Origin of the sequence: Azospirillum oryzae, assembly GCF_900177515.1 — a bacterium.
Taxonomy (GTDB): Bacteria; Pseudomonadota; Alphaproteobacteria; order Azospirillales; family Azospirillaceae; genus Azospirillum; species Azospirillum oryzae_A.
In genome coordinates, this window is sequence record NZ_FXAK01000005.1 from 870,662 (window position 1) to 878,579 (window position 7,918).

General features: G+C 69.3%; 6 protein-coding genes and 1 pseudogene. 4 read left to right on the plus strand and 3 right to left on the minus strand.

Annotated elements, in window-relative coordinates; all coding sequences use genetic code 11:
- Positions 1 to 25: 25 nt before the first annotated feature.
- Positions 26 to 2,110 carry a cysteine peptidase family C39 domain-containing protein gene (locus B9N97_RS36725; protein WP_085086637.1) on the plus strand — a complete coding sequence of 695 codons (2,085 nt, stop codon included), beginning with the start codon at positions 26 to 28 and terminating at the stop codon, positions 2,108 to 2,110.
- Complete coding sequence (locus tag B9N97_RS12215; protein ID WP_085086639.1) at positions 2,107 to 4,056, plus strand: ATP-binding cassette domain-containing protein; 1,950 nt, start codon at positions 2,107 to 2,109, stop codon at positions 4,054 to 4,056. The genes B9N97_RS36725 and B9N97_RS12215 overlap by 4 nt, the downstream gene beginning before the upstream one ends.
- 17 nt (positions 4,057 to 4,073) lie before the next feature.
- Here B9N97_RS12215 and B9N97_RS12220 read toward each other — a convergent pair whose 3' ends face one another.
- On the minus strand, positions 4,074 to 4,973 hold the full coding sequence (locus B9N97_RS12220; RefSeq protein WP_085086641.1) for a LysR family transcriptional regulator: 900 nt from the start codon (positions 4,971 to 4,973) through the stop codon (positions 4,074 to 4,076).
- Positions 4,974 to 5,108: 135 nt separating this feature from the next.
- Between B9N97_RS12220 and B9N97_RS12225 the strand changes: the two genes are divergently transcribed.
- Positions 5,109 to 6,227 carry an S-(hydroxymethyl)glutathione dehydrogenase/class III alcohol dehydrogenase gene (locus B9N97_RS12225; protein WP_085086643.1) on the plus strand — a complete coding sequence of 373 codons (1,119 nt, stop codon included), beginning with the start codon at positions 5,109 to 5,111 and terminating at the stop codon, positions 6,225 to 6,227.
- A gap of 83 nt (positions 6,228 to 6,310) precedes the next feature.
- Positions 6,311 to 7,145: pseudogene (gene fghA, locus B9N97_RS12230) on the plus strand (S-formylglutathione hydrolase).
- A gap of 122 nt (positions 7,146 to 7,267) precedes the next feature.
- On the opposite strand, the gene B9N97_RS36730 reads toward fghA, so the two are convergent.
- Together B9N97_RS36730 and cybH are read right to left on the minus strand one after the other, a co-directional pair.
- The gene (locus tag B9N97_RS36730) at positions 7,268 to 7,423 is read right to left on the minus strand and encodes a hypothetical protein (protein ID WP_348520084.1); all 156 of its coding nucleotides are present in this window, start codon (positions 7,421 to 7,423) and stop codon (positions 7,268 to 7,270) included.
- Positions 7,399 to 7,918: Ni/Fe-hydrogenase, b-type cytochrome subunit (cybH, locus tag B9N97_RS12235; RefSeq protein WP_280174765.1), on the minus strand; the 520-nt coding region annotated here is incomplete at its 5' end. The genes cybH and B9N97_RS36730, both read right to left, overlap by 25 nt.

The following is a 7,918-nucleotide window of genomic DNA, read 5'->3' on the forward strand; positions in this document are numbered from 1 at the left end:
CGTCGTGCGGAGTTTATCCCCGCGGATGCAACGCCCGGCAAAGATGAGCAACTCCTCACCATCGGGTTTTTCCTGCCGAGGCCGAAGTCGGACGGCGACGCCCGAACTGCGCCAGGGCGAGATCGCGGAGTGCGGTCTGGCGGCGCTCGGCATCATGCTGGCCCATCGCGGCCGGCCGGTGCCGCTGGAGCAGTTGCGGGCTGAAGCCGGTTCGACCCGGCTCGGCGTCAATGCCCGCACCCTGATCCGCATCGCCCGTGACCACGGCATGGTCGCCCGTGCCTTCCGCACCGAGCCGGACCGTCTGTCCTCCCTCGGCTTTCCCCTGATCGCCCACAGCCGGTTCATTCACTTCGTCGTGGTAGAGGCCGAAACCCGCGACGGGCTTTTGGTCAACGACCCTGGCGGCGGGCCGCATGTCATGGGCTGGGACGAGGTCGACGACTCCTTCACCGGCATCGCCATCACCATTCAGCCGCCGGAGCCCGGCGTGCACCGTCCGCAGGGTGCGTGGCGTCCGCTTACACCGGCGCGGGCGCTGGCGAAACGGCTTCTGCCGCAAGCGGGCATCGTCGCCGCAATCTTGCTCTCCGCCGTGCTTGGCCGCGTCGCCGGTGTGGGTGCCGCACTCGCGCTTGGGAGTTGGGCCGGCGGCGGCGCCGACCTGATCCCGCTGACGAGCGCCTGTACCGCCGCGGTCGCCGCCGGCTGGGGTCGGGACCGGCTGACCGCCCTTCTTGGCCGGCGGCTCGCCGATGACACCGCCGCCGGTGTGTTCGGCCGGCTACGGCGGATGCCTGCCGTCTGGTTCGCCCGCCGGGATGCGGCACAGGTGCTGGAGGTGCCGCTGGCGGGCGGCGCGCTGCAACGGCACGTCGGCGACATCATGCGGCTGGTCGAACTGCCGCTGCTGGTCCTGCCGGTGGGAGCGGCGCTTTGGATCGACGGGTGGAGCGGGGCGGTGCTACTGCTGAGCGTCATCGCGGCCCTGGCCGCGCTCGGCGGGGTTCATCTCCGGCGCGGTGCCGTGGCGGCACGCCGGGATGCGCCGGCACCGGTGGTTCCGGATGGCGGAACGATCACGACGCTCGACACCCACAGGACGGGCGGGCGCGACGGCGAGGTTCTGGCCCAGCTTGCCGGCCGCCATGCCGTGCAGACCATCTGGGGCCAGAAGTCGGTCGCCCGGCATGCGCGGCTCATGGGGGTGCTCACCGGCATTGCCGGTGTTGGTCTTGTGGCGGTGCTGGTGACATGCCTCGCCGCCGGCCGGATCGGGAGCGGTGGAGTGGTGGCGCTTGCCGTTCTGACGCTGTCAGCGCATCGGCAGATCCTGCGTCTGGACCATATCATGCCGGCGTTGCAGGATTTGAAAGCCGCCCTGCATCGCCTGGACGATCTGGAGGCGGCGGCGACCGAGGCGGAGCATCCCGCTGCGGCGGAGCGTCCGGCCGCCCGCCTCTGCATCCAGTCCGCCGGTTTCCAACCGTCGCCGCAGGCGCCGCCGGTCCTGTCTGAAGTCGATCTGCACATCGAACCGGGAGAACGGCTGGGCTTTTGCGGCCCCTCCGGTTCCGGCAAGTCGGTGCTGGCCAAGCTCGCCTGCGGCCTGCTGGAACCGTCGTCCGGTCTCATTCTGCTGGACGGCCGCCCGGTGGCGACGGTTGCCCGCCAATGTTCCGGCGCGGTGGCCCTGGTCGACCGCTCCAGCCCGGTGATCGCCGGGACGATCGCCGAAAATCTGCGGATCGGCGACCTCACCGCAACCGATGCGGCATTGGTGGCGGCGCTGGAACAGGTCCGGCTGTGGAGCGATCTGGAGCCGCGCGGCGGCCTTTCCCTGCAACTGACGGAAGGAGGCCCGGAACTCAGCGGCGGACAGCGGCGCCGGCTGGCCCTGGCACGGGCGCTTTTGCGCGATCCGGTCCTGCTGGTGATCGACGATGCCCTGGATGCGCTGGAGCCCGATCTGGCGCGTTCGATCCTCGACGGGGTGCGGCGACCCGACCGCATCGTCCTGGTCACCAGCCGGCGCCCGGGCACGCTCGATGGCTGTGAACGCCGCATTGACCTCGACCAGCCGGCGGCCGGGGCGGAGAGGACCTCGTGACCGGTGGGGCAGGCGACATCGTCGGCGGACTGCGCAAGCTGATCCGCGATGGCGGCCGGGAAGCGGACCTGCGCGCGGCAGCCCCGGCCTTCGGAATGCGACTGCGCCGGGTTCGTCTGCAGCCCGGCAGCCGGGGAACGACGCCCTGGTGGCAGCGCGACCAGGGGCCGCTTCTGGCCTTCCGGCAGATCGACGGCGGGCCGGTGCTGCTGCTCCCCGACCGGCGTGGCGGCTATCGTCTGGAGGATGCCGGCGGGCAGTCCCGCCCGCTTGATGCCTCTCTCGCCGCGACGCTGTCCCCCGATGCCTGCGCGCCCGTCCGCGCCGGAGGTGTCGAGCCGGTGAAGCCTGAGCGCTGGCTGAAGATCGCACTGTGCGACGGCCGGGCCGACCGGATGCTGGCGCTGCTCGCGGCTGCCGGCGGTGGCGTTGCGGCGGTGCTGCCGTCGGTGGCCGTGCTGCTGCTGGGCGAGCGCGCCTTGGCTGGCGGCACGACGGCGGTCGCCGCCCTGGCGGTGGTTCTCCTGCTCGCGGCATCGGCGGCCGGACTGTGCGAACGGGTGCGGCGGGTCGCCTCGGCACGCTCCGGCGCTGCATCGAACCTCGGGCTGCATGGCCTGCTGTGGGAGCGGCTTTTGGCAGTACCGCCGGGCATGTTGCGGACAGTCCCCGGTGCTATTCAGGAAGACCGGCTGCGCGACGGCATCACCGCAATGCAACAGGCGGTCGCCCGTCGCCAAGCATTGATCGAGGCATTGGTCCGGCTGGGGCCGGCGTTGGCGGTGATGGGATGGGCCGCAGCTTGGCCGGCACTGGCGGGTGGATGCGTGACCGTCGTCGGTGGATTGCTGCGCGCCCGGTTGTTGCGCCGGTCGGCAAGGGCACGGCGGACGGGGAGGGATGCCGCGGCGGACTCCTGGCACAGCATCGAATTGCCCGCCGCCAGCCTGCCGCAGCTTCGGCTGCTGGGAGCCGACCTCTGGGTGACCGATCGTGCGATGTCGGCCTTGCGCAAGTTGTCCGCTCAGGTCGGACTTGCGGCGGCACACCGGGCCGACGCCGATGCAGTCGCCCAGGCACTGATGCTGGGCGTGCCATTGTTGGTCGGCGGATTGGCGATGCAGGAGGGTGGGGGCATGCCGGTTGCAGCCGCCGCAGCCTTGGCGGCACTGCCGGCGGTGCGGGCCGTGCTGGGCTTGGCGGATGCGTTCGGCCGGCTTCCGGATGGCGAACTGATCGCCCCCCTGCGCCCGCTGCTGGAGGCGGCGCCCGACAGTCCGCCCGGCGCGCCCGATCCCGGACCGGTGGAGCGCCTGGACCTCTGCGACCTCACCTTCACCCATCCGGGGGCGGCGGCGCCCTGCCTGTGCGGCGTGTCGCTCAGCCTTGCGCGGGGACAGGTGGTGGCGGTCGCCGGCCCGTCCGGCAGCGGGAAATCGACGCTGATCGCGCTGGCTCTCGGCCTGCTCCGACCCGATTCCGGCGTGGTGCGGATCAATGGCCGCGACCTTCGCAGCCTTGATGCCGCCGCCGTCCGTGGCCGCATCGGCGCCGTTCTGCAGGACGAGCAGATCGGGGTGGCGACCATCAGGTCGGTCATCCTGGGCATGGCGCCGCTGCCGGTCGAGCGTGCGTGGGAGGCGGCGCGGCTGGTCCGGCTCGACGCCGACATCGCGGACTTGCCGATGGGCATCCAGACGCTGGTGGGCGAGGATTCCTTCCCGGCCGGATTAATGCAGCGGCTGCTGATCGCCCGCGCGCTGGCCCGCGATCCGGACCTGCTGGTTCTCGACGAGGCGACCGCCGCACTGGACGAGGACATCCAGGCCGCCCTGTTCGCCGACCTGCGCGCCCGCGGCACCGCCGTGCTGGTGGCGAGTCACCGCCCCTCCACCCTGGCGCTCGCCGACGAAGTGCTCGACCTGTCCGGTGTGCCGCGAGGCTGACACTCACCTGTACCCGCTCAGCGGTATTCCGGCCGCCGCGCCAAGCCGTCCTTGAGGTGCCGGATGGCCGCATGGACCTTCGCCGGCACATGCCGTTTCTGCGGATAGACCGCCCACACCGCCGTGTTGGGCGGCCGGTGGTGGTCCAGCAGGGAAACCAGCCGCCCCTCCGCCACCGGCCCGCGCACGTAATAGTCCGGCAACTGGCACAGTCCGAATCCCCGCAGTGCCGCGTCCAGCACCGAGAAGCCGCTGTTGCAGCGCCAGCGCCCGCGCGGACGGAACAGCCAGTCCTGCCCGTTGTCGTCGAACAGCCAATGGTCGGTGGTGCCGATCAGGCACTGGTGGGTGCCGAGGCTCGCGAGGCTGTCGGGCGTGCCGTGACGTTCCAGATAGGACGGGGCGGCGCACAGATGCATGACGCGCGGGGCGACGCGCGTCGCCACCAGACTGGATTCGCTGAGCCGGCCGAGCCGGATCGCCAGATCATAGCCTTCCTGCACCAGATCGAGCTGCCGGTTGGTCAGTTCCACCTCGATGCTCAGTTGCGGGTGGCGCTCCATCAGGTCGTTGATCAGCGGCATGATGAACTGCTCGCCATAGGCGGTGGCGCTGGTCATGCGCAGCAGCCCCTTCACCTCGCTGTCGCTGCCGCCCTGCAATGCGCCGACCGCGAGAAAGGCGTCGTCGCGCTGTTCCGCCAGCCGCTGGCAGCGGGCGAGGAAGGCCCGGCCGCTCTCGGTCAGGCTGACCTTGCGGGTGGTGCGGTAGAACAGGCGGGCCTGCAACCGGTCCTCCAGCCGTGCCACGCTGCGGCTGATATGGGAGGAGGAGACGCGCAGCCGCTCCGCCGCGCGGGAGAAGCTGCCGCTCTCCGCCACCGCCACGAACTCGTCGATGCCGTCCCAGCCGCTCATCGCATTACACCCTGAACCCGCAGCATTATCCCCGTACCGCAAAAATCTATTCCCGAAATCGCCATTCTGGCAATGACCCGAGGCGTTTACACTGTGGGAATCAAAAAGCCATCCGCATTGGGGAAGGAAACCCACATGGTTCTGTCGCGCGCCGCCGTCGCCTGGGAAGCCAACCGTCCGCTGGAGATCGAAGAGGTCGAGGTCGCGGCGCCCAAGGCCGGCGAGGTGATGGTCCGCATCGTCGCCACCGGCGTCTGCCACACCGACGCCTACACGCTCTCCGGCAAGGATTCCGAAGGCGTATTCCCCTGCATCCTCGGCCATGAGGGCGGCGGCGTGGTGGTGGAGGTCGGCCCCGGCGTCACGTCCGTGGCGGTCGGCGACCACGTCATCCCGCTCTACACGCCGGAATGCGGCAAGTGCAAATTCTGCCTGTCCGGCAAGACCAACCTGTGCCAGGCGATCCGCGCCACCCAGGGCAAGGGCCTGATGCCGGACGGCACCAGCCGCTTCTCCCTGAAGGGCAAGCAGATCGCCCACTACATGGGCACTTCGACCTTCTCCGAATACACGGTGCTGCCGGAGATCGCGCTCGCCAAGATCAACAAGGCCGCCCCGCTGGAGAAGGTCTGCCTGCTGGGCTGCGGCGTCACCACCGGCATGGGTGCGGTGATGAACACCGCCAAGGTGGAGCCGGGTTCGACCGTCGCCGTCTTTGGCCTGGGCGGCATCGGCCTGTCGGCCATCATCGGCGCCACCATGGCGAAGGCGAGCCGCATCATCGGCGTCGACATCAACCCGTCGAAGTTCGAGATCGCCAAGCAGCTGGGCGCCACCGACGTCATCAACCCGATGGACTACGACCGCCCGATCCAGGAGGTGCTGGTCGAACTGACCGACGGCGGCGTCGATTACAGCTTCGAGTGCATCGGCAACGTCAAGGTGATGCGCGCCGCGCTGGAATGCTGCCACAAGGGCTGGGGCGAGTCGGTCATCATCGGCGTCGCCGGCGCCGGCGAGGAGATCTCCACCCGCCCGTTCCAGCTGGTCACCGGCCGCGTCTGGCGCGGTTCCGCCTTCGGCGGCGTCAAGGGCCGGTCGGAGCTGCCGGAGTATGTGGAGCGCTACCTGCGCGGCGAGTTCGAACTGGACACCTTCATCACCCACACCATGGGTCTGGAGGACATCAACCACGCCTTCGACCTGATGCATGAGGGCAAGAGCATCCGCTCCGTCATCCTCTACAACCAGTAAGGTGACGAGGGCTCCCTTCTCCGTGTTGGGGGGAGGGAGCCTTCCCGCCATCGATTTCAAAAAGGCGTTTCCATGACCGACCCCTGACCACCCTGTCGGAAACCCGTGTCTTCGGCGGCCGGCTGAAACGGGTGCGGCACCAGTCCGCGGCGGTGAATTGCGAGATGACCTTCGCGATCTTCCTGCCGCCGCAGGTGGAGGACGGCGCGACGGTTCCGGTCTTCTACTGGCTGTCGGGCCTGACCTGCACCGACGAGAATTTCACCCAGAAGGCCGGCGCCTTCCGCGTCGCGGCGGAGCTCGGCCTCGCCATCGTCGCCCCCGACACCAGCCCGCGCGGTGAGGGGGTGCCCGGCGATCCCGACGGGGCGTGGGATTTCGGCCAGGGCGCCGGATTCTATGTCGATGCGACCGAGGAGCCGTGGGCGCACAACTACCGCATGCATGACTATGTGACGCGGGAACTGCCGGCGCTGATCGAGGAATTTCCCGGTCACCGACCGCCGGTCCATCGCCGGCCATTCGATGGGCGGGCATGGCGCTGGTCTGCGCGCTGAAGCATCCCGGCTTCTACAAGGCGGTGTCGGCGTTCTCCCCCATCGTCAACCCGGCGGCGGTGCCCTGGGGCGAGAAGGCCTTCGGCCGCTATCTGGGTCCGGACCGCGACCGCTGGCTGGAGTGGGACGCCTGCGCGCTGATCAGGACCGCGCCGGAGCGGCTGCCGATCCTGATCGACCAGGGCGACCGCGACGGCTTCCTGGAGGCGCAGTTGAAGCGGAGGCGCTGGTCGCCGCGGCGCAGGAGGTCGGACACCCGGTGACGCTGCGCATGCAGCCGGGCTACGATCACAGCTATTTCTTCATCAGCACGTTCATCGAGGATCACCTGCGCCATCATGCGGCGGCGCTGGTGGGATAGGGGCCTAATGGGTGGGGTGCGATTGCCCCCCACCTAATCCTCCCCCGCTGGGCGGGGGAGGGCTGGGGAGGGGGCAGAGAACTTAGTCGTATCAGTTACTCATCCCATTCGCGCCGCCTTCTTCACCGGTCGCTCATGCTCCTCGTCGGCCGGGCCTCGGTGTCCTTGAAGGTGCGAACGCCGCTGATCATGGTGGAGATGATCGACTGGCGGGACATGATGTCCTCGCGCACCGCGGCATAGACGTGGACGATCACGAATAGCAGGATCGCCCACATGCCGAGATGGTGCCAGGTGTGGACGTCCATGCTCTGGCCGAACAGCGGGATGACCCAGCCGAACAGCCGGTCTTGCCAGCTGCCCTGTCCCGCCCCTCGCTGTAGAGCGCGAAGCCGGTGACGATCATGAAGACGCTGCCGACGGCGATCGCCCAGAACATGGCGAACTGCGCCAGCGGGTTGTGGCCGACATACAGTTTGGGCTTGCGCTCCAGGAACAGGTACCAGCGGGCTTCCAGGAACAGCTCCCCCCACCAGTGGCGATCCCAGAAGGGGAAACGGAACAGCTGGCGGGCATGGTGGTTGCCGGCGAAGGCCCAATAGAGCCGGCCGATGAAGCCGATGGCGAAGATGTAGGCCGCCGCGAAATGGACGAAGCGGATGTAGCCATCAGGAAATTGGCGCTGGCCTCGCCCGGCATGGTGGGCAGCGGGTTGGGCAATCAGGTAGCCGGTGACCGACAGCACCGTGATCGCCAGCGCGTTGACCCAATGC

What these genes read in the sequence shown, in the direction of transcription:
- B9N97_RS36725 (WP_085086637.1), top strand. Translation starts at nt 26, where the DNA reads ATGCAACGCCCGGCAAAGATGAGCAACTCCTCACCATCGGGTTTTTCC.
- B9N97_RS12220 (WP_085086641.1), bottom strand. Translation starts at nt 4,973, where the DNA reads ATGAGCGGCTGGGACGGCATCGACGAGTTCGTGGCGGTGGCGGAGAGC.
- B9N97_RS12225 (WP_085086643.1), top strand. Translation starts at nt 5,109, where the DNA reads ATGGTTCTGTCGCGCGCCGCCGTCGCCTGGGAAGCCAACCGTCCGCTG.
- B9N97_RS36730 (WP_348520084.1), bottom strand. Translation starts at nt 7,423, where the DNA reads ATGTGGGCGATCCTGCTATTCGTGATCGTCCACGTCTATGCCGCGGTG.